At 46.4% G+C, this 21264-nt stretch carries 19 protein-coding genes; 2 read left to right on the forward strand and 17 right to left on the reverse strand.

Going from position 1 to position 21264, the window contains the following annotated elements; all coding sequences use genetic code 11:
- From VIM87_RS31440 to VIM87_RS23090, 11 genes are all read right to left on the reverse strand, one after another.
- Positions 1–181 (reverse strand): CBS domain-containing protein (locus tag VIM87_RS31440; RefSeq protein WP_414649663.1); only part of this gene is annotated, 181 nt, incomplete at its 3' end.
- Positions 181–855, reverse strand: coding sequence for a PIG-L deacetylase family protein (locus tag VIM87_RS23045; protein ID WP_331999280.1), 675 nt, complete (start codon positions 853–855; stop codon positions 181–183). The genes VIM87_RS23045 and VIM87_RS31440, both read right to left, overlap by 1 nt.
- Positions 852–1733 carry a formyltransferase family protein gene (locus tag VIM87_RS23050; protein WP_331999281.1) on the reverse strand — a complete coding sequence of 294 codons (882 nt, stop codon included), beginning with the start codon at positions 1731–1733 and terminating at the stop codon, positions 852–854. The genes VIM87_RS23045 and VIM87_RS23050 overlap by 4 nt, the downstream gene beginning before the upstream one ends.
- The gene (gene neuC, locus VIM87_RS23055) at positions 1730–2902 is read right to left on the reverse strand and encodes a UDP-N-acetylglucosamine 2-epimerase (RefSeq protein ID WP_331999282.1); all 1173 of its coding nucleotides are present in this window, start codon (positions 2900–2902) and stop codon (positions 1730–1732) included. Before neuC ends, VIM87_RS23050 begins: the two co-directional genes overlap by 4 nt.
- A complete protein-coding gene (neuB, locus tag VIM87_RS23060) occupies positions 2899–3903 on the reverse strand; it encodes an N-acetylneuraminate synthase (protein ID WP_331999283.1) in 1005 nt (334 codons plus the stop codon). Before neuB ends, neuC begins: the two co-directional genes overlap by 4 nt.
- Position 3904: 1 nt before the next feature.
- Positions 3905–4543 carry an acetyltransferase gene (locus VIM87_RS23065; protein ID WP_331999284.1) on the reverse strand — a complete coding sequence of 213 codons (639 nt, stop codon included), beginning with the start codon at positions 4541–4543 and terminating at the stop codon, positions 3905–3907.
- A 6-nt stretch (positions 4544–4549) separates the two neighbouring features.
- Positions 4550–5701: a LegC family aminotransferase gene (locus VIM87_RS23070; RefSeq protein WP_331999285.1), complete on the reverse strand. Its 1152-nt coding sequence runs from the start codon at positions 5699–5701 to the stop codon at positions 4550–4552.
- Between the two features lie 13 nt (positions 5702–5714).
- On the reverse strand, positions 5715–6713 hold the full coding sequence (locus VIM87_RS23075) for an NAD-dependent 4,6-dehydratase LegB (protein ID WP_331999286.1): 999 nt from the start codon (positions 6711–6713) through the stop codon (positions 5715–5717).
- Positions 6714–6766: 53 nt separating this feature from the next.
- Positions 6767–7843 carry a hypothetical protein gene (locus tag VIM87_RS23080; protein ID WP_331999287.1) on the reverse strand — a complete coding sequence of 359 codons (1077 nt, stop codon included), beginning with the start codon at positions 7841–7843 and terminating at the stop codon, positions 6767–6769.
- 26 nt (positions 7844–7869) lie between these two features.
- On the reverse strand, positions 7870–9162 hold the full coding sequence (locus VIM87_RS23085; RefSeq protein ID WP_331999288.1) for a nucleotide sugar dehydrogenase: 1293 nt from the start codon (positions 9160–9162) through the stop codon (positions 7870–7872).
- 13 nt (positions 9163–9175) lie between these two features.
- Positions 9176–11674, reverse strand: a complete 2499-nt coding sequence (locus tag VIM87_RS23090; protein ID WP_331999289.1) for an SLBB domain-containing protein — start codon at positions 11672–11674, stop codon at positions 9176–9178.
- Positions 11675–12010: 336 nt separating this feature from the next.
- Here VIM87_RS23090 and VIM87_RS23095 point away from each other — a divergent pair, with 336 nt between their 5' ends.
- Together VIM87_RS23095 and VIM87_RS23100 are read left to right on the forward strand one after the other, a co-directional pair.
- Positions 12011–12505, forward strand: coding sequence for an RNA polymerase sigma factor (locus VIM87_RS23095; protein WP_331999290.1), 495 nt, complete (start codon positions 12011–12013; stop codon positions 12503–12505).
- Complete coding sequence (locus tag VIM87_RS23100) at positions 12505–13629, forward strand: acyltransferase family protein (RefSeq protein WP_331999291.1); 1125 nt, start codon at positions 12505–12507, stop codon at positions 13627–13629. Before VIM87_RS23095 ends, VIM87_RS23100 begins: the two co-directional genes overlap by 1 nt.
- Positions 13630–13787: 158 nt before the next feature.
- Here VIM87_RS23100 and VIM87_RS23105 read toward each other — a convergent pair whose 3' ends face one another.
- The 6 genes from VIM87_RS23105 to VIM87_RS23130 form a co-directional block, all read right to left on the reverse strand.
- Positions 13788–15002, reverse strand: a complete 1215-nt coding sequence (locus VIM87_RS23105; RefSeq protein WP_331999292.1) for a sterol desaturase family protein — start codon at positions 15000–15002, stop codon at positions 13788–13790.
- 191 nt (positions 15003–15193) lie between these two features.
- The gene (locus tag VIM87_RS23110; RefSeq protein WP_331999293.1) at positions 15194–16603 is read right to left on the reverse strand and encodes an RtcB family protein; all 1410 of its coding nucleotides are present in this window, start codon (positions 16601–16603) and stop codon (positions 15194–15196) included.
- A 19-nt stretch (positions 16604–16622) separates the two neighbouring features.
- Entirely contained in the window at positions 16623–17681 is a 1059-nt protein-coding gene (locus VIM87_RS23115; protein WP_331999294.1) for an AAA family ATPase, read from the reverse strand.
- A 731-nt stretch (positions 17682–18412) separates the two neighbouring features.
- Positions 18413–18985: a DinB family protein gene (locus VIM87_RS23120; protein WP_331999295.1), complete on the reverse strand. Its 573-nt coding sequence runs from the start codon at positions 18983–18985 to the stop codon at positions 18413–18415.
- Positions 18986–19617: 632 nt separating this feature from the next.
- Positions 19618–20700: a PA0069 family radical SAM protein gene (locus VIM87_RS23125; RefSeq protein WP_331999296.1), complete on the reverse strand. Its 1083-nt coding sequence runs from the start codon at positions 20698–20700 to the stop codon at positions 19618–19620.
- A gap of 161 nt (positions 20701–20861) precedes the next feature.
- Positions 20862–21264: MutS-related protein (locus tag VIM87_RS23130; protein WP_414649664.1), on the reverse strand; the 403-nt coding region annotated here is incomplete at its 5' end.

A 21264-nucleotide genomic window follows, 5' to 3' on the forward strand; every position in this document is an offset into this window, starting at 1 on the left:
GGTTATTAAAGTCAAGCCCTTTTATAAAACCCCGCCGTATATCGCCATCTGTAAGTGAGCCAACCAGCTTCTCTGCCTCATCTATAACAAACAAGATAGCATCTGATCCCAGGCTATTAAGCTTGGTCAATGCAGCCCGTACATTTTCGTCTTTATTTATCAGATGTTTTCTAAACTCCATCAGTCCTTATCTATAAATTTAATTAACTGAAAAGCTTCTGCATATTGAACACCCGCCACTGCGCCTCTGAAATGTGCCAAAGCCCGTATATTGGCCAGGCTGCGTGGAAAAGGATGCTCACCCAGCTCGGAAGCGTATATCTTCATGATCTCCAGCTTGTCCTCCATAAACGGTGTGATATCAATGAAGTAATTGGGAATAAATACTTTCTCAGGCAGCGCCGGAGCAAATTCTGTTTCTGAGATACATTCGTACATCAGCACCTGCTTAATAAAAGGATACCGGAAGGATTTTGTGCATGCCATTGTTGCATCAAACAATACCCGGTGATCGGAGTGCGCATCCGATCTGTTTAAACAATAAATTATTTCCGGGCGTACCTCCTGAAATATGGCAGAGATATCCGGTACCAGCTTTAGCAGGCTACCGGAGGTTAATGACATAGTAGGATAATCGAGCTTAAATGTTTTCTTTACACCCAGCATTTTACCTACTATATCTATTTCCTTTTGCCGCGACAAAACCTTTTCTGCACTGAAACCCTGTGCTTCTGATATATTGGTTACAATAAGCCAGTAAACCTCATCTCCTTTACTAACATGCCTTAGCATGGCGCCTCCGGCTCCCAGTACTTCATCATCAGGGTGAGCAGAAATAACAATAACCTTATTCATAAATATTCTCCTTGCTTGGGTAATGCTTCAAAATCATGTACGGTGAGCCATATAGCCCCATCAGCCGTTTTTACCTTTATATGCCCATCATTTATTGCCAGTATTTTCCCCGGCTCTATATTCCTGGTATTTTCTTCAGCTATTTTTACCTGCCAAACCTTTACATCGCCATTTGCAGTGGCAACGTGTGCACCAACGTAAGGCCTGGTTAATGCCCTTACCAGATTATAGATACTCATGCTGCTCATTCTGAAATCGATCTGTCCGTCCATTTTACCTCTCTTACGCCAGGTATTTCCGCTCTCTTTATCCTGGCCGATCCTTTTAAACCGTCCTTCTGATAACAGCCGGGTAAATGTAACGATCTGCCCCAGGGCCGTAATGGTGATTTTTTCGTAAAGCGTGGCTGCATTATCCTCCAATGTTATCGGCACAGTTTCCTGAGATAAAATATCTCCCGTATCGGCTCCCTCATCCATAAAGAAAAAGGAGGAAGCGGTTTGCTCTAATCCCAGGGCTAATGCCCAGATGATGGGATGCCTGCCGCGATTATATGGTAAGGCAGCCGGGTGAAAGCCTATTACTCCCAACGGCGCCAGATCAAGCAATTCCTTTTTTATCAGGCTGGACCAGCCAAAGCAATAGATCACATCCGGGTTAGCGGCTTTTATAAATGAAATGTTATTTGGATGATTAATATCGTTGACCTGCTTACAGGCTATGTTATGGGCCGCGCAAACCGGTTTTAGATCCGCAAAGTCTGAGTTAAATGCAGATGACTCCTTCGTTGCTACGCCGACAATATTTGCATCTGTTGCTATTAATTGCTGTAATGCCTTATAAGAAAATTCAACCGTGCCGATAAAAAAAATCCTCATGTTATATTGTTGAGGTCATAAAACCGTTTCTTTAATAATCCATTATACTCAACGCTCCTTAAAACCTGCATGATCTTTTCTGATGCGTTACCAACCCCGTAAGGATTTTGCATCGTTCTTATACTATCAGAAAAGGCAGGGCTTAATGCGAGATCAATAGCCTTCTTAATATTTTCAAGATCAGGCTCACAATCGATCACACTTTGAGCCTTTATCCTTCCACGCTGCCGGTCTCCGATATTAACCGTTGGCTTTTTGAAAGTTGGCACCTCTACCAGTCCGCTGGATGAATTTCCGATCACCGCGTTCACATGCTGTAAAGCAGAAAGATATCTTAATTGTCCCAGAGAAGTAAAACCGGCGGCTTGCTGCGGATATTTCCTCACAAAGTCATCTATCATCTGGTTAATGATCCTTCCATCTGTATCTGCATTAGCTTTTGTGAAGATCACTTTGGTATCTGTCAGGGAATGTAATACATCCAATAAAGATTGAAATTGCGTTTCAGCAGAATTGAATTCCAGCGTTACCGGGTGAAAGGTCACCAGCAAATTCTTTTCTCCCAATTTAAATCCAATACTCTCCTCAAAACGCTCTTTATTCAGCAAAGGCAACCTGTTAATATTCTCAATACCTAACGCTCCTACATTAAATACGTTCTCCGGCAATTCCCCTAACTGGATCACCCGGTTCCTGAACATTTCCGTTGCTGTAAAATGCAGGTGGGACATTTTGGTTATAGAATGACGGATAGGCTCATCTATTAAACCTTCCGTTGCTTCGCCCCCATGGCAATGTGCTATAGGAATACGGCATACCATTGCTGCTGCAGCAGCAGAAAAGATCTCAAACCGGTCGCCCAATAAAAGTACCAGGTCCGGCTGCAGCTCCGTAAAGGCATCTGCAAAACCTATCATTCCCAAACCCATACTTTTGCTGATCCCCGCTGCGGAATCAGACGACAAAAGCATTTCTACTTTTTTATCAATTGAAAATCCATCCGCTTCAATCTGCCGGTAGGTTAATCCAAATTCCGGAGATAAATGCATACCCGTTACCAGCAGCTGTAATGTAAATGCCGGATCCTCAGAAAGGCTTTTGATGGTCCAGTAGAGCAGTCCATACTCGGCCCTTGTGCCGGTAACTACACAGATCTTTCTGCTGCTCATAGTGAAATAATTTCATCTTCCTGAAAGTCACGGGCCGCAGTTTGTCCTATAACCCTATCCCATTCCATGGGGCTGATACCGGTTCCCGGTCTTTTTACCGTCAGGTTTTCCTCTGCAAACACTTCCCCTTTAGCTATACTTCTTTTGGCCACAATGCTTTTACGTACTATTTTAATATTGTTGCTTTCAGAAGTGGAGGGTTCTTTTATCTCGTTTCCCAATGCCTTATCAATATTACGAATGGCTTTCACCATACTTAATAGCTCATCCGGTTCCAGGGAGGCCTTATGGTCCGGACCTTCCATATTCCGGTCCAGTGTAAAATGCTTTTCAATAACCGTAGCGCCTAATGCCGCTGCAGCTATTGATACTTCAATGCCCTGTGTATGATCAGAATAACCAATAGCTACTCCTAATTCTTTTTGTATGGTAAGCATAGCCTGCAGGTTCACATCCTCCATTGGCGTGGGATATTCCGTATTACAATGTAATATGGTAATATGTTCCCTGGCCACTCCGCTCTTTACCAATACCTCTGCGGCTGCTTTAATTTCAGCCATATAGGACATACCGGTTGACATGATAAGCCGTGGAAATGCAGCTGCCATTTTTCTTAAGTATGGCAGATTGGTAATTTCACCGGATGGAATTTTTCCCAGTGTAATACCAAGATCCTGCAAAAGCGCTATACTATCCAGGTCAAATGCGGTGGACAGGAATTGTATCCCTTTTTGACGGCAATAATCAATCAGCTCTAAATGAGCGGCCTCGTTCAGCTCCAGCTTACGCAGCATCTCCAGCTGTGATTCACTTGTACCGGTGGTTTTTTCCTGGTAAGCAGCTTTCCCTGCCGATCTACTGGCAATTTTTTCTGCCTTGAACGTCTGAAACTTCACATAATCTGCTCCGGCATTTACAGCAGCATCTACCAGCTTTTTTGCATTCTCTAAACTGCCATTATGATTCACTCCTGCTTCCGCTATAATGATCGTATGCTTCATATTAATGTATTTTACGGCATGGGTTACCGGCATAAATGCCCGGGGTATTCAGGGATCTGTTTACCACAGCACCCGCACCTATAATAACGGCTTCGCCGATTGTTATTCCATTTACTAAAACGCTGTTACTTCCAACAAATGAGCCATTACCAACATTACATTCTCCATTTAATACTGCATTTGTGGATACATGCACATGATCGCCTATCATACAGTCATGTTCCACATTTGCATTTGTATTAATAATACAATTATCGCCGACCCGGGCTGCTGCATTTATTTTTGCACCATGCATCACAATTGTACCGGCTCCTACGCTGCTGTATTTTGATACCAGCGCATGAGCCGATATTACGGTTGCTAATCTTTTCTTAGTGACGATAAGCTGTTCAAAGATCCTTTTACGTATGCCGGCACTTTTAATCTGCCCTATTGTAATTAAAAAATAATAGTCTTCAGCCGGGAAGCGGTCCAGCTCTTCATCTGTGGCTATAATACTGTAGCCGCCAATGTTGCTGCCTACCTTTTCCTTCACATCCAGTATACCCGCAATCTCAAACTCACCTGCGGATTCAATTACATCAATACAGGATTTACAATGCCCGCCGCCACCTATCAGTATGAGCTTTTTTTTTCCCATTCTTTATTAATTAAAGCGTACACTGCTGGGCAGGTTCACCACTCTTTCCTCTAACCACTGTGCATTCTCCATCTTATCAGCCTGGCAACCGGCATACATCGGCAGCTTATTCATTAACTGCCAGATGGGCCTTGTCATAACCTTTTGCGCATTGCTTTCCTGTAAAAATTCCTGCTGCTGCTGATGGTCAGGAAAAACAATGGTGTTTAACCAGTAGTTGGCTTTTACATCCTTCATTTCCTGCACACAGGTAACGGGTGAGCCGTTAAAGAACTGCGCATACAAGCCTGCCAGCTCCCGCTTGTTCTCAATAAAAGCCGGCAGCTGCTCCAATTGTGCGCAAGCCAGCGCTGCATTCAGATTGGGCATACGGTAATTATATCCCACCTCGTCATGCACAAATTCCCAGGCATGTGGTACTTTGGCGGTGGTGGAGATATGTTTGGCCCTTTGTGCAATGGCTTCATCATTTGTTACAATGGCGCCGCCGCCCCCGCAGGTTACCGTTTTATTACCGTTAAAGCTAAAGGTGCCCAGCATCCCAAAGGTGCCGGTATGCTTATTCCTGTAATAACTGCCTAATGATTCTGCAGCATCTTCTATAACAGGGATATGATATGCCGTACATACCGCCATTATTTCTTCGATCTTAACCGGGAAACCAAAAGTATGCATGGGCACACAGGCTGCTATACGCCTTCCGGTTTTTTTATTGATACACTGACCCTGATCATTTACAGTCGCAAATTCATCCAGGAAAGCCTTTAGCGCAACCGGCGACAGTCCCATCGTATCTTTATCCACATCCACAAATACCGGTATGCCGCCTGCATGTGTAATGGCATTTGCAGTGGCTACAAAAGTGAGCGGTTGTGTGATCACTTCATCATTATACTTCACGCCGGCCAGCACCATGGCGAGGTGTAATGCGGTAGTACCATTTACAGTAGCTATAACATAGCGGGCGCCGGTAATATCCGCCATCATTTTTTCAAACTGTGTTACATAGGCGCCTACTGAGGAAACAAAAGTGGAATCGATAGTATCTGCCAGGTATTTCTTTTCATTACCACCAAAATGCGGAACATGCAAAGGAATAAATCCCTCCGGCTGGTTAAATACCTTTCTTACAAACCCTATGATGTTATCTGGTTTCATATTATTGCCCGGCTTAAATATTGTAAATATCCGCTTTATACCCTTTGAGATTTTCCGCTACTTTAAACCATTCTATGGTTTCCCTTAACCCCTCTTCAAGGCTATACTGCTGCTTCCAGTCAGTATGTGCAGTGATCTTTTCTTTTGAACCGTACAGGCGGAACACTTCACTCTTTTCCGGCCTTAAACGGGCTTCATCCTGAATGATCTTTGCTTCAGGATTGATCAATGTAATCAATTGGCCGGCCAGCGCCCCTACACTTATTTCCGATTGGGTGGCAATGTTGCAGTCCTCACCGATCAACGCATCCGATTTAGCAATGGCTGCAAATCCCTTCACGGTATCTTTTACATATACCAGGTCACGGGTGGGGGTAGTATCCCCTAAATGAATATCCGTTTTACCTTTCAGCAGCTGCGTGATGATAGTTGGTATAACCGCCCTGGCAGACTGCCGGGGGCCAAATGTATTAAACGGCCTTACAATAGTCAAAGGCAGATTAAAGCTCCGGTAAAATGATTCTGCGATACAATCCGCCCCTATTTTTGAAGCAGAGTATGGCGACTGCGGCTGCCGGGGATGTTTTTCATCTATGGGTATATAGGTGGCGGTACCATATACTTCGGAAGTAGAGGTGACCAGCACCCGTTCAATGTTAAGGTCCTTTGCGGCCTGCACCACATTCAGGGTTCCTTTAACATTGGTATCTATATAAGAATCCGGGGAGTGATAGCTGAATGGTATAGCTATCAGGGCTGCCAGGTGAAATACTACATCCACACCTTTCATAGCAGTCCTTACCCCATTGGGATCACGGATATCTCCTGCAAACACTTCTATTTTTGACAGTGTTTCCCTGGAAAAAGTATCCATCCAGCCCCAGCTGTTGAAAGAGTTATAATATACAAAGGCCTTTACCTGGCATCCTTCTTCTAAAAGCTGTTCTACCAAATGACTGCCAATAAATCCATCGGCGCCTGTAACTAAAACTTTTTTATTCCTTAATTCCATTCAGATAATGACAATTACTGTTTATAATAGATGTAATACGTTCAGTCCTGTGTTTATTTACCTGCCAAAGCATTACGGATCACTCTTCTCGCCACCAGGAAGCCTAATATTAAAAAGCCGCCTACAAAGCCGCCCAGGATCAAACCCTTTAGCTTTCCGAACTTCTCTTTTTTCAGGGGCAGTATAGGCGTATCTACCACCTGTACCACCGGTGTTTCCTGCGCCATCGCCATTTTGCTTAGCTCCAGGTTCTTTATCACTTCGGCATACATGGTTTGTAAAACCATTTTATCCCTTGCCTGCACTTCCGTACCTACACTAGCCACCTGCCGGGCAGGGTTTTGGTTTACATCCTGTGAGGCTGCCACTGAATATGTTTTACGGTTTAATAATAGCTCCAGCGAATCGGCGGAGATCTGCAGCTTATCTACATTCACTTTGGAGCGCCCGATCTTGGTATCTATGTAAAAGGTAGTAGCTTCTTTTACCAGCCTTTCCGTAAATGTTTTTGAGAAGATTTCATTTAAGCTGGTGCATTTTACGCCTATAAAGGCCAGCTTTTTATCCACCTTGGCTATTTCCAGGTTCTGTTTCACCAGCGTTCCCTGTATAACGTTTAAAATACTATCCTGCCGTAAGCTGAATTTTGTACGTTCAAGCCCTAACGGATAATGAAGTCCTTTCAGAGCCGGGTTCTTTTCCCAGGCCTTATCCAGCTCATAGGCTTTAATGTATAGGTCGGCCAGGCTTATTTGTTTATTTTCCCATTGCACCGGTGTTAGTAATGTTCTTTCCACCATCAACCGCGACTTCAGGAACTCAATCACATTATCACCCGCAAATACACCACTGCTGGATCCTCCTCCGAGGTCAATACCAAACTGGCTGGCTAAACCCATATAGGCCGATAGCGGATTGGTTTTCCCATCCTCCATCACAAACGTTAATTCGCCTACATAATTCGGTTTTTTCATCAATGAGTAGGTAAGCCCTAATCCGGCGCCGGCCAATCCACAGATCACAATGATCACCCAATTTTTCAGGAAATATTTCCACCACCCATGTAGTTTCAATATCACATCATTCAGGGATATTTGATCTGACTGCTTATGTTGTACAATTTCCTCCATTATAGTGATGTATGCTTCTTGTTGTCTTATAGGCGGGCATCTACCCACTCCCGGTCTAAAAATGCTTTGGTATCAAATACTACTGCCTTTTGCCCGTCTTTTAAAGCGCCAAGATCCAGGAGCTTAAACTCCTGGTGCGCTACGGTTAAAATAATAGCATCGTACCTGTTGTTCAGTGTTTGCTTTAATGTCAGCTCATATTCACGTTCCACTACAGCGGGTAAAGCATGCGGATCATATACATCCACATTCAACCCAAATTCTTTTAACTCCCGGTAAATATCTATTACCCTGGAATTACGTATATCCGGGCAATTTTCTTTAAACGTAATACCTAATATCAGTGCACGGGCGCCTTCTATTTTATGCCCTTTCTTTATCATCAGCTTGATCACCTTATTGGCTACAAACATACCCATATTATCATTGACCCGGCGGCCGGAGAGGATCACCTGCGGATGGTAACCTAAGGCCTCTGCCTTATGGGCCAGGTAATAAGGGTCTACTCCTATGCAATGGCCACCTACCAGGCCGGGCCTGTATTTCAAAAAGTTCCATTTGGTGGCTGCTGCTTCAATCACATCCATCGTATCAATATTCATCCGGTCAAATATCAGGGCCAGCTCATTTACAAAACTGATATTTACATCCCGCTGCGCATTCTCTATTGCCTTGGAAGCCTCTGCCACTTTAATGCTGGGTGCTTTATGCGTGCCTGCTGTTATAATACTTTTATAAAGCTCATCTACCCTGGCAGCTATTTCCGGGGTAGAGCCGGAGGTAACTTTTTTAATATTGGCAAGGGTATTCACCTTATCGCCAGGATTAATTCTTTCCGGGGAATACCCGCAAAAGAAATCAGTATTGAACTTTAATCCTGAAGTATTTTCCAATACCGGTACACAATCCTCTTCTGTACAACCCGGGTATACAGTAGATTCGTAGATCACGAGGTCTCCTTTTTTCAACACATGGCCTAACATTTCTGAAGCCTGTAATAAGGGCCCCAGATCGGGCGACTTAAACCGGTTAAGCGGCGTAGGCACGGTAACTATATAAATGTTGCAGGCCGCCAATACAGCCACGTCGTCCGAGAATTGCAATCCGCTTCCTGTTTCCTGCTTACCGGCTGCTATCACCGCCGCTAAAGCTTCAAGGTCTGCTTCCTGCGTATGGTCCTTCCCGGTTTTTAACTCTGCGATCCGGGCGCTGTTAATATCAAATCCAACAACATTATAATGCTTACCAAATTCAATAGCCAGGGGCAGCCCTACATATCCTAAACCAATCACTGCAATTTTGTAGGGCACAGGTTCCATAGCGGCGTAATTATTATTTGATCTTATCCAGTAACGTTACCACTATCAGGGCTACAGATGCCAGCCCGCTGGCCATACCAATAGCTTCCGGCCCGCTCAGGCCCCTGCGCTCCCTTCGTGTGGGCACATATATTTCCGCACCAGGCCTCACTTTCGGATAGCTGTTAAAGAACAATACCTTCCGGGTATTTTTCACTTCCCCGTTGGCATATACAATATAACTACGCCTTTTCAGCGCCTGGGAAGTAAAGCCGCCGGCGCCGCGTATGTAATTCCTGAAGCTGATGGAATTATCAAACCGCAATTTTTTCGGAAAATATATTTCGCCGAAAACCTGCACGGTTTGTAGTTTCTTAGGCACTTTCAGCACATCCCCTTCTTCCAGCAACAGGTCGTATTTAGAGCCCGGGTTCTTTATGATCAGGTCCAGGTTAATACCCAGCAGCTGTTCTTTACGTTGTACTGCGCTCCGCACCCGCTCAATATCTGAGCTGTCCTGCAGCTTATTATAAAATACTTCCAGCTTGTTGGTCAGGAAGGCGCTGTCAGATTCATTTACAAAGGTTTTGCGCAGCAATACAGCACCTTCGGGATAGGCTTCCGGGCGCAGGCCGCCGGCACGGCGTAATACATCTGAAATGCGTTCCTGTTTGGTATTAATAGTGTATTCACCCGGGTATAACACTTCACCGCCTATTTCAATATTGGCTTGCTCCGCATAAGAAGGCGCCTTGCGGATCATAATCTCATCAAAAGGCTGCAGGGCAAAGGCCGCTGCGCCCGGGTTATTGCTCAGATCTGCATTAATATCAAACTGCTGTATAATAGCCATACGGCTGTCGGAAGAATCTGCGCTGTTATTACGTATACGCCTGGCTATTTCTACGTGTTTCAGGGAGGCCGCATCTCTTAAGCCACCGGCTATCAGTATCAGGTCTTCCAGCTGCATGCTGTCGGCATACACATATTGCCCGGGGGCATTCACCTCGCCAATGATCTTTACCTGGTATTGCTCCCGGAGGTCTATTTTGGAATATACCACCACGCTATCCTCCCGCTGAAGGGCCAGTGTTTGCTGCCCGTTCAGGGCTGATTGTACATTAAAGCTGATCATAGCAGGGGTATAATCGGCCTGCAGGCGGCGCACTACTCCGCGCGCCAGGGCTGCTTCCTCCTTCACTCCATCTGCTTTTTTTATCAGGTCGCCTACGGTCATTCCCGGCTCCAGCGCATAGTCACCGGGGTGAAATACAGCGCCGGTGATGGTTACCCGGTTAGTGAAGCGGTTGGATATAGAGTCTATTGTAAACAGGTCACCCGATTTTAACTGAAAGCTCGCTATCTGGCTGGCGGGTACATTCACTACCTCCCGCTGCCGGTTGGTAATCCGGTTGGCGCGGATCACTTCATGATAGGCTTTATCCGTGTAACCGCCTGCATAGTCCAGGATCTGCTGCAGGCTTTCATTTTCCTTTGCTTCAAAAATGGCCGGCCGTTTTACCTCACCTGCCAGCTCCACCCGTGTTTTATACGGATTCACCTTTACAATATCCTGGTCGCGCAGCACTACATTATTGGTAAGGTCGCCATGCGCCAGAAAATCGTACAGGTCAAAAGTGGCTACGGGCTGCCCGTTACGGATAACCTGTATATTACGGAACGAGCCATTTTCACCCGGCCCGCCGGATACATACAGTGCATTGGCCACCGTGGCCAGGCTGGGTAAGCTGTAAGTGCCGGGGCGGTCAACCTCCCCGATCAGCAATACCCGTATACTGCGTATGCTGCCAAGTGAGATCTGTACAAAAGTATTTCCTGTTTTTATGCCGCCGTAAATAGAAGATAATTGTTTGGTGATGCGGGTACGGGCCTCCTCCATGGTAAGGCCGTTCACGTAAACCGGCCCCAGGTAAGGGATCCGTACATAACCATCCGGGCTAACCTTTAATTGATGCTGTACTTCGGAATAGCCGTATACATCTATGATCAGCTCATCATTCGCCGCTATCTGGTAATTAGGCGGGGTGGGCATGCGCAGGTTCGGCTCAAAAGTAAGGTTGCGGTTATTGAACAGCTCTGAACCAAAGATCTTCCTGCGGCGCAGCGCACGCTCATAATCTTCCTTGCTGTTAAGCCTGCGCAGCTTATCGTTCCAATAGTCCGTCGTGTCATTCACCATACGGTCTAATTCTTCCGAGGTATCAGAATTGGCCGTGGTATTTTTTCCTGTTTTACCGGATAACACCGTATCCAGCCCCAGCTGCTGTATGCGTGCTTTCAGCTTGATCACTTCTGTATCAGAGATGCCGTTATCTGCCGCGTACTCATCGATCTCATCAAATGAAATATTGTTCTGTTTCATCTTTGCCACCAGCTGCCTGATCTGGTCGTCCGACAGGTCATCTACATGGATCTGCTTTAGCTGGTCTTTGGAGATAGTGGAAGGGATCTGCGCAGCCGCACAAAAACCTACGAGCAAACAGAGTTGTAACAGTAATATCTTCTTAAACATGAATTATCGGATGTACTTTCTTGAATGATTCTGTAAATGCCTCTTTTTGGACCTCACTAACCTGCCAGGAACCGGCAAATCAGGTGCAAATCTATTAAAAATAACATATTTGCATTACGTTGATGAAAATCAGCCGGATAATAAACGCTTCCCGGCAATATAATTTTCTGTAAGCGGCTCATATATACTAATACTAAACAACGGCATTTTTTGCCGGCATAGGTCTTTTGGACATAAGCAGCCTGACATTCACCTGGCTACGTTTACCACTCCTGTAGCTTTTTTAGGATTTATTACCCGTTTTGTTTAAATTAGCTAAAACCAAAATCAGCACCCATGTCACCCGCCGAATTTACGGACCTGTTGCTGCTTCAGGGCGATTTCCTGAAGCCTTTTGCAATAGCGCTTACCCGTGATTCGGAAGCTGCCCGCGATCTTTACCAGGAAACCATGTACCGGGCGCTGCTACACCGGGAAAAATACACGGAGGGTACCAATATTCGTGCCTGGCTTTTTACTATCATGCGTAACCTGTTCATTAACCATTACCGCCGCAGGGCAAAACAACAGCTGTTCCTGGAACGCGCCACCCGGGCGCTGGTACTGTTACACCAGCCCTACGTGGATAACGAGGCCGTTACCAGCATGCAGGTAAAAGATATTCAGCACGCCATTTACCGGCTCCCTAATTTATTCAAACGCCCTTTCCTGTTGTATTATGAAGGTTTTAAATACTATGAAATAGCCGATATGCTGCACGAGCCTATGGGCACCATTAAAAGCCGGATCCATTTTGCACGGAAAATGCTAAAGCAACAGATAGCCCACTAATGTCCAACACACAACGCTTCCTATCCTTAGATGTTTTTCGCGGCCTTACTGTGGCCGGTATGATCCTGGTTAATAACCCGGGCAGCTGGTCATATGTATATACCCCGCTGGAGCATGCCCCCTGGCATGGCTGTACGCCTACCGACCTCGTATTTCCCTTTTTCCTGTTTGCCGTAGGCAATGCTATGAGCTTTTCCATGAAAAAGTACAGGGAGCAGGGCCATGCCACCGCTGTCAGGAAGATCCTGAAACGTACCCTGCTCATTTTCCTGATCGGGGTATTCCTGAACTGGTTCCCTTTTTTCAGATGGAACACGGAAGGGCAACTGGTATTTAAATCCCTTTCCCAGCTGCGTATTATGGGCGTGCTGCCCCGCATAGCCCTGTGTTACGGGCTGGCAGCGCTGATCATTCATTTTTGGGGGGCGCGGCGGGCCTTTGTAATAGCGGGCTGCCTGCTGCTGGTATACTGGTGGCTGGTGCTGGCCTTTGGCCAGGGCGATCCCTATAGCCTGGATGGTTATGCAGGCCTGCGGCTGGATAAATGGCTGCTGGGGGAGCAGCACCTGTACCGGGGCGAAGGCGTACCCTTTGATCCGGAAGGTATTTTAAGCACCCTGCCGGCTATTTGTAATGTAATATTCGGCTACCTGGCCGGTATATATATCCAGGAAAAAGGGAAAGATTATCCCATGCTGTGCGGCCTGCTGGTTACCGGCTGCGTGCTAGTATTTACAGCGCTGTGCTGGAACATGGTGTTCCCTATCAATAAAAAAATATGGACCAGCTCCTACGTATTGTATACAGCAGGCATTGCCCTGCTGCTGTTGTCTGTACTTATGTATGCGATTGAATTCCGGGGCTGGACCAAACCCGCGGCCTTTTTTGAGGTGTTCGGGAAAAATCCTTTATTCATTTACGTTATGTCCGGCGTAGTGGTAAAGCTATACCTGCTGGTGCGTACCGGGCCGGATGAGAACCTGTACGGATGGCTGTATGAGCATATTTTCCGCCCCATTGGCGGCAACTACCCCGGCTCCCTGCTGTTTGCCCTGTTCCATGTAGGCCTTTTCTGGTTATTGGGATGGTGGATGGATAAACGAAAGGTCTATATCAGGGTTTAGGTTAAAAGCGTAGTTAAAAAACAAGCGGCAGGAGTAAGATGTGAGCATCTTATTCCTGCCGCTTGTTTTAATAGAGCAAGCAGGTTACGGACGGATTCAAACCGTCGTAAAAGGTTTTGCTGACCTTTACCTCGTCTCTCGGCCACGTAACCTGCGTATTAAGTTCTGATGCCGTATAACAGGCGTAAATATCTTTGCTGAATAGTAGCTTTATAATAAAATACCAGCGTTTGCACCAGGGCTATCAGCCATAACAAGCCGGGCCTGGGCCAGCAATAATACACCGCCAAAAAGATCACCAGCAAACGTGCATACTCCAGGTAAAACACCCATTGCCGCTGTTCCAGTATGGCCCCGCTGTTGATCAGCGTCAGGAAAATGAATACCGTGAAACAGGCCTGCACAAACAGGGGAATATATTTTTCCAGCAGCAGGAAAAAGAACAGCGCTGCCAGCGTCATGGCCATTTGGGCTACCACATAATTATGCAGCCGCCGGGTAGTAGTGCCGGTTGGGTTCCGGAACAGGAATTTTTCTTCCAGCACCTCCCTGATGCCCGGGTTAATATGATCCGGTTTTCCGAACACCACCAGCCATTTTTGTTTTAACCCTTTCGCCTGCCTGAAGGCATAGGCTATTTCCAGCAGAAAATGAAAGTGCTGCCATAAAAAGCTATGGCTGTCCAGCGGTTTGGTGAGCCCATACTCCGGCTCTTCCTGTTCCGTTATAAAAGTGCCGAACAGCTTATCCCAGATAATAAGCACATCCCCGTAATTCTTATCCAGGTATTGCTCATTGCAGGCATGGTGTACCCGGTGGTGCGAGGGTGTTACAAATATGTATTCCAGCACGCCCAGCTTACCAATCGTGCGCGTATGAATAAAGAACGGGTATAAGCCATGCACCAGCTGCACGCTGATGATCATGGCCGGCGGAAAGCCTATCACCGGCAGCACAGACCAGAACATCATCCTGGCAAATGCCTGGAACACCGTGATACGTGCAGATACTGTGTAATTAAAATCTTCACTCTGGTGATGCACTACATGCGCCCCCCACAAAATATTCACCTCATGCGCCAGGCGGTGATACCAGTACCATATAAAATCCGTCATTATCAGCAACGCTATCCACAACAGCACGCTGGATTGTATGTTAAAGATGGCAAAATGCCGGTGCAGGTAATCATATACAAAATAGAAGATGCCTATGGTAAAGGTATCCAGCAAACGCTCTGCTACCCCTACATTCAGGTTGGATATGGAAGTGGAAAAGCTGAAATACTTCCACCCTTTTTTGCGGGCTACTCCATATTCAATACCCATGAGTAACAGGAATAGTGGAATGGCCCATGCCATGTGATTTAAGTGCATAGACTACGGCTAAACAATAATAAGGTGGTGGTAAACGGCTACAATAATACTGCTTTTATTTTAAATAGTCTACAAAAATAATAGACTAATTAAAAGTAATAATGGCTCATTGAACCATAACATTGTATTACATCATACAAACGTCAGGCAATGGACCATTATACTTACTACTACCCATTCAAAAAAATATCCTAATCTTCCTTGCTGCCGTCATCGGCCATCCTTACTATTTTGGGCTGAAAGCGTCCTATCACATCCACCAGACTGCTTTGCGCAGCCATTACTTCATTAATGTTCTTGTATGCCATGGGCGCTTCGTCCGGGCCGCCACCCACCAGTATTACCCCCTGCTCTTTCAGGTATTTGTTCAGCTCATACTGGCTAATGGATTGTGCCGCATTAAAGCGCGACATTGCACGGCCTGCGCCATGCGATGCGGAGTGTAAAGATGCGGCCTCTCCCCTGCCTCTTACAATATAACCGGGCGCCGTCATGGAGCCGGGTATAATGCCCAGCACTCCCTTACCCGCTGGTGTAGCGCCTTTGCGGTGCACGATCACCTCCTGTCCGTTATGGATCTCTTTCCAGGCAAAGTTATGATGGTTCTCAACCCTTGCCAGCAAGCGCGCATCCATGGCTTTAATCAAACGCCGGTGTATCTGGTTATGGCAGGCGCTGGCATAATCGCCGGCCAGGTTCATAGCAGCCCAGTATTCCTGGCCTGCTTCTTTATCTAATTCCAGCCAGGCAAAATGCTGGGCCACCCTGGGCAGCTGGCATAATTCCCGCGCCAGCCGCGTATAGTGCGCTGCTATTTGTGCGCCCAGGCCCCGGGAGCCGGAGTGCGATAACAGGCCCACATAAGCACCTGCCGGCAGGCTAAATTCATTGGTGCCTGTTATTTGTACAATGCCCCATTCTACAAAGTGGTTACCGCTGCCGGAGGTGCCCAGCTGTTCCACCGCTTTCTTGTGCAGGTGCCGCAGCATCGGTATTTCCCGGAACAGCGCATGTTCCAGCACAGCATCTTCTGTTTTGCCAACCCAGGTAGCGCCGGCCCCGAATTCTGTTTGTGTTACCAGCTCCTTTTTAAATTTAGCTGCATGCCGCTCTAATGATACCACCGGCAGGTCCAGTATGCTCAGGCACATGCGGCAGCCAATGTCTACGCCTACCCCGTAGGGTATTACTGCATTATGGGTAGCCAGCACACCGCCAATGGGCAAACCATAACCATGGTGCGCATCCGGCATTAAAGCGCCGGCTACGGCTACCGGCAGCCTTACCGCATTATTCATTTGCTGCAGGGCGCCGGTTTCAATAAACCCGGCCCCGTATATTTCATAGGGTACCGGTATTTCTTTTAGCGGAATATCTTCTTCCTCCTTTGTCTCCATCAACTTACCCGCTACTTTTCGCAAACCATCATCCGCCAGGTAGGCCATCGGATCTAACAGCACCTGCTTTAAGATATCCAACGCCGCCTCTTCGGAATGATGTCTGAATTGTTTTTCCATAGCGGTAATGGCTACGCTGATCGCAGGCCCCTCAGGGTATCCTATGTTACGCAGCGCCTTACCGGTAAGTCTTAATCTGGGCATATCGTGGGTTTTGAATATTTTAGTTAGCCCTGAAACCTATCAGGGATGCCTTTCTTTCAAAGGACTTTTCATTTTGATTAGCAATTTCCGCAATGCTCATAGGCTGATAGATATCGGTATCAAAGCCCAGGTGGCGCGACAGCTGCTGCGCCTTGGGTACCGATAGCCGGGAAAATTCATACTTTGCAATTAACCGCCCCTTCCGCAGCAGCGCACTGTCTATCATAGACAGGTCACTGTTAAAGGTGCAGATCACCTGCACATTCAAACAATCTGCCAGCAAACCATCTGAAATATTCAGCAGGTTTGATACGGTTGATTCACCGGTAAGCTTACGGTCCATCACAATGTTCTCCGCATCTTCGATCACCAGTATGCTGTTCGGATTTTCGATCAGCAGGTCTATAAAACCAGGCTGCGTAATGTGCGTGGCCATGCTGGGCGATACAAATAATACCCGCTTTTTCAGCCGCCCTATCAGATACCGCAGGTAGGTGGTTTTACCGGTGCCCGGTAAACCGTGCAGCAGCACAATCCCTTTATCATTCTGCTTGTTCAGCCGCTTTTGAATGGTGTTATCAATCGCCGCAAAATCATCTTCATAATAAAGGCCCAGGTCCAGCTTTGTTTTTTTGATCTCCATGTTACTCAGCTCCAGGCCATGTCCATCGTTCGTGATTAGGCTAATGTTGTTCTTCTTATGCTGTACCCGTTTCCTGAACCTGCGTACCAGTGCGGTCACCTCATCTACAAAAGCGGTGTTTTGCCCGTTGTGCAGTATTTCACCATAACCTTCTCCAAATTCCACCATGCAGTTGTTGCTCATTACTATCAGCGTAATAGAATATTCGTATTTCTTTTGCTTGCGTTCCAATACGCCGTATTGATAGGTATGTTTTATATCAGCAGCAAATGTTTCCCGGAAAACCTTCAGCGCGCGGTATCCATCAATGCCTAACACCAGGTTTACGCTGGGTATGGCATTAAAGCAATACATATAGAATTGCTTGGATTCCAGCAGCCGGGTACTGAAAATACTGTCTGCCGATATGATGCGTTGTTGTATATGATCGTTCATCAGTTGTTGTGTTAGTAGCCGGGCGCGGGTCCGTATTCGTTTCTTTACCAGTGCACTCACAGCGTTCCTTTCTGCTGCCGGCCCCTGGTAAAGATGAATACATAGTAACGCACCTGGCGTTGTTGAATAGTGGGTTAATGCAAACAGAGACGAAAAAAATATCTTACAAAAAAACCCTGCTCGCGTACACGGGCAGGGCTGAATAATGTGCATGTTTTACCATTACATCATTGCATACCTTACCCAACAGACCCTGCGATGTGCAAAGCCGGCTCCGCCCCGGTAATAGCGGCCTGTATCAGGCGCTGTAATACCGGGCAACTGCCCGCGGCGGTGTGTGTTTGTTAGTATCTGAAGCATATTCCGGGTAACAAAAAAGCCCGGCTTGTTATTAGCCGGGCTTTTTGTTATATACACAAATCTCTTTGTCTCATTTCTCGTTATAACATGCCCGGCGCAGGTGATGGCCCTTTGGAAAGGACACCGCTGCTTTTGTATTTATGATGAATTGACGCATGTTAAAATGTTTTAGTGATTAAATTGAACCCTGCAAAGATAAATCGAATATTTCTGATCCTACAAATTTTTATGCCTGTTTTTTCAAAAATTTTCGTTTAGCCATTCCTGTTAAAACAGCGTGCCATCACTAAGCTGTTGGATGGCACGCACTATAAATGAACTCGAAAGCAAAAAAAGGATTAACAGCAACAGATGATGCTGGTCGACCGTTTTTATATTAATTCCATACTACCTGTAGAAGAGAACTGCTTTTCAAGCCGCTGCAGCTGGCGGATATGCCTTTCAATATGCTTGGTAAGGAAATAGATATACTGGTATATATCCAGCTTACCCAGGTTATTTACAGACATATTGGTGAACACCAGGCGCCCTTCGCCGTTCTTCAACAGGCTCAGGTTGTACATGCACTGCGCATACTGCTGCTTCAGCAAGGCTCTTACCACCTGCATATCCTTCATACCCGTAGGCTCCATATGATCGGGGCGTATCCAGCCGAATGACTGGCTGCCTATCACCTCTATCTGCTCAAATTTGTCAAAGTAGTCGCCCGGCAGTATCACTGTATGGCCATTACTTTTACGATCCAGCGCACGGCGGGTAGCTTTGTTAATGATCAGCAATAAAAAATAATTGGTAAGGCTGATATGCTCCAGCACCTCATGGGCATTCCACTGATCCGGCCCGGGTTTAAAATCCAGCAAAACCGGATCCCGGTCAAACCACGTATCCAACTCCTTGAAGTTGTTCAGCAAAGCCTCTCTTACTGTTTGAATAATATTTCTCATGGTACTACACTATTTGGGGTTATGCACCTTCCTGATCCTTTGTACGGGCTAGCACATAACGTATTAAAGTATTTAAAAAACAAAAATCCCGGCACGATTTCCAACGGGCCGGGATCTTATAACAAAAACTATACTGCTTTGCTATATACCTTGCCCATCAGGCTTTTTTAACATAAGTTTTCTCCATGGCATAACCGCACCATCTTTTGACGGTGATGCGCTCATACATCCAACAGTTGCTATACTACTTTTTGTCTTATGTTCAGTCATCATTACGAACTACGCTTAAGCAAAAAGTCCCGCATCTTGCCTGCGGGACTTTTGTTTTATCACTTGATAACTAGTTTGTTAACAATTGGTGCAACATGCCCGCAACCCGCTCTTGACCTGCTTCTTCAGCTTGCAGGACACCGCAGAGATAATATGTTGATGGTTGCGTAACATTTTTTTTCTTTTGCTGCAACAAAGATATTTTTATTTTTTTATTGCGCAAAATTCAAAAGATATTTTTTTTTGAGAATTAATGTTTTTTTCATAAAAGCCGGTCCACAGTCCACGGATTACAGTCAGCAACAGGTTATGAACACTTACCGCCCGCACGGTCTGTAGCCCGTGGTCTGTGAACTGCCCTATCAGAAAAGCCGTAATTGCTGCTGCGGCCTTTGAAACAGCGAAGTATTTAATTCAACCTTCTCCATATTCAACCCGTTCTTTTTGGTATGGATCTTAAACTGCTGGCGGATCAGGTCTGCTACATTCCCCTCACCCCGCATGCGGCGCCCAAACTCACTATCGTTCACCTTTCCCCCGTGCATGCTTTCCACCAGGTGCCATACCTTGTCTGCCCGGTCAGGGAAGTTCTTATACAGCCAGTCGTTGAAAATGATCTTTATAGCATCATTTAACCGTACAATGGTGTAACCGGCAAACTTAGCCCCGTTCTGGGCGGCCATTTCCAGCAGCTGAGGCATTTCATGCTCATTAAGTCCGGGGATCATGGGCGCCGTCATTACCCCAACGGGTATGCCGGCATCACTTAACTCTTTGACTATACGAAAACGCTGTGCTGCGGTAGTGGTGCGGGGCTCCATTTTTAAACGCAGATCCTCCTGCAGGGAGGTGATGGATACATATACGCATACCAGCTGGTCCTGCGCCAGTTTCTGTAACAGGTATTTATCCCGCAGCACCAGCGCATTTTTTGTAATAATACCCAGGGGCTGCTTATATTCCAGGGCTACTTCCAGCAGCTGGCGGGTGATCCACATTTTACGCTCCACCGGCTGGTAACAATCCGTGTTGCCGGAAAGGCTAATGGGTTTGGGTACCCAGTTCTTATTATCCAGGAACTTGCGCAGCAGCTCCGGGGCATTCCTTTTTACTACGATCTTGCGCTCAAAATCCAGCCCGGCGCTCATGCCCCAGTACTGGTGCGAGTTACGCGCATAACAATAGATACAGCCATGCTCACAGCCCTGGTAAGGGTTCATGGAGTACCACATCCCCACATCCGGGCTATCTACCTTATTCACCAATGATTTTGCATGCTCCTCAATGATCTGGGTAGGCACATCCGCCTGCCACCATTCATCGATCCCTTCCGGGTGATCCTGCGCGTATTCACTTTGCAGGAATTTATTCTTTGGATTCAGCTGCGCGCCCCTGCCCTTATAATAATTTTCAGGCGCACCCCCTTCCTGGAAAGGCAAAGTCATATACTAATTATTTTAGTAAAAATACTAAATTAATTAGCTATTTACCAAATAAAAAATGATGTGCAAATATGCAGATAGGCAAATGTGCAGATGAGTACAAGATGCTTATATGATCTTCGCTCCAAACCATCTGCACATTTGCCTATCTGCACATCCGCACATCATATTATCCCCATTTGCTGCATCAGGAAAGTAGCATTCTTATTATGGGCAATGCCTTCGCGGATGCGGTAATCGAAGTACAAACGATTTTCCTGGATAGTGCTTTCAAAACAATAGTTCCGGATCTGCTGCGGGTATACCTGTTCCAGCTGCCCCAGCTCCAGGTCGTGGGTGGCAATCATGCCCAGGCAATTATATTGTAAAAGATGGGTGATCAATTGTTGTGAGCCGGTAAGCTTGTCGGCGGAGTTAGTGCCTTTCAGGATCTCATCCAGCAATATAAATACATTACCGCCGCGCTGCAGCACTTTTACGATCTGCTGCAGGCGTAGCAGCTCTGCCTGGAAATAAGAGGTATGCCGGGCAATGGAATCCTTAATGCGCATGGAGGTCATGATGTGC

Origin of the sequence: Chitinophaga sp., from assembly GCF_036569125.1 — a bacterium.
Classification (GTDB): Bacteria; Bacteroidota; Bacteroidia; order Chitinophagales; family Chitinophagaceae; genus Chitinophaga.

Coding starts and splice junctions, on each gene's coding strand:
- VIM87_RS23045 (WP_331999280.1), bottom strand. CDS start 855: ATGAATAAGGTTATTGTTATTTCTGCTCACCCTGATGATGAAGTACTG.
- VIM87_RS23050 (WP_331999281.1), bottom strand. CDS start 1,733: ATGAGGATTTTTTTTATCGGCACGGTTGAATTTTCTTATAAGGCATTA.
- neuC (WP_331999282.1), bottom strand. CDS start 2,902: ATGAGCAGCAGAAAGATCTGTGTAGTTACCGGCACAAGGGCCGAGTAT.
- neuB (WP_331999283.1), bottom strand. CDS start 3,903: ATGAAGCATACGATCATTATAGCGGAAGCAGGAGTGAATCATAATGGC.
- VIM87_RS23065 (WP_331999284.1), bottom strand. CDS start 4,543: ATGGGAAAAAAAAAGCTCATACTGATAGGTGGCGGCGGGCATTGTAAA.
- VIM87_RS23070 (WP_331999285.1), bottom strand. CDS start 5,701: ATGAAACCAGATAACATCATAGGGTTTGTAAGAAAGGTATTTAACCAG.
- VIM87_RS23075 (WP_331999286.1), bottom strand. CDS start 6,713: ATGGAATTAAGGAATAAAAAAGTTTTAGTTACAGGCGCCGATGGATTT.
- VIM87_RS23080 (WP_331999287.1), bottom strand. CDS start 7,843: ATGGAGGAAATTGTACAACATAAGCAGTCAGATCAAATATCCCTGAAT.
- VIM87_RS23085 (WP_331999288.1), bottom strand. CDS start 9,162: ATGGAACCTGTGCCCTACAAAATTGCAGTGATTGGTTTAGGATATGTA.
- VIM87_RS23090 (WP_331999289.1), bottom strand. CDS start 11,674: ATGTTTAAGAAGATATTACTGTTACAACTCTGTTTGCTCGTAGGTTTT.
- VIM87_RS23095 (WP_331999290.1), top strand. CDS start 12,011: ATGTCACCCGCCGAATTTACGGACCTGTTGCTGCTTCAGGGCGATTTC.
- VIM87_RS23100 (WP_331999291.1), top strand. CDS start 12,505: ATGTCCAACACACAACGCTTCCTATCCTTAGATGTTTTTCGCGGCCTT.
- VIM87_RS23105 (WP_331999292.1), bottom strand. CDS start 15,002: ATGCACTTAAATCACATGGCATGGGCCATTCCACTATTCCTGTTACTC.
- VIM87_RS23110 (WP_331999293.1), bottom strand. CDS start 16,603: ATGCCCAGATTAAGACTTACCGGTAAGGCGCTGCGTAACATAGGATAC.
- VIM87_RS23115 (WP_331999294.1), bottom strand. CDS start 17,681: ATGAACGATCATATACAACAACGCATCATATCGGCAGACAGTATTTTC.
- VIM87_RS23120 (WP_331999295.1), bottom strand. CDS start 18,985: ATGAGAAATATTATTCAAACAGTAAGAGAGGCTTTGCTGAACAACTTC.
- VIM87_RS23125 (WP_331999296.1), bottom strand. CDS start 20,700: ATGACTTTGCCTTTCCAGGAAGGGGGTGCGCCTGAAAATTATTATAAG.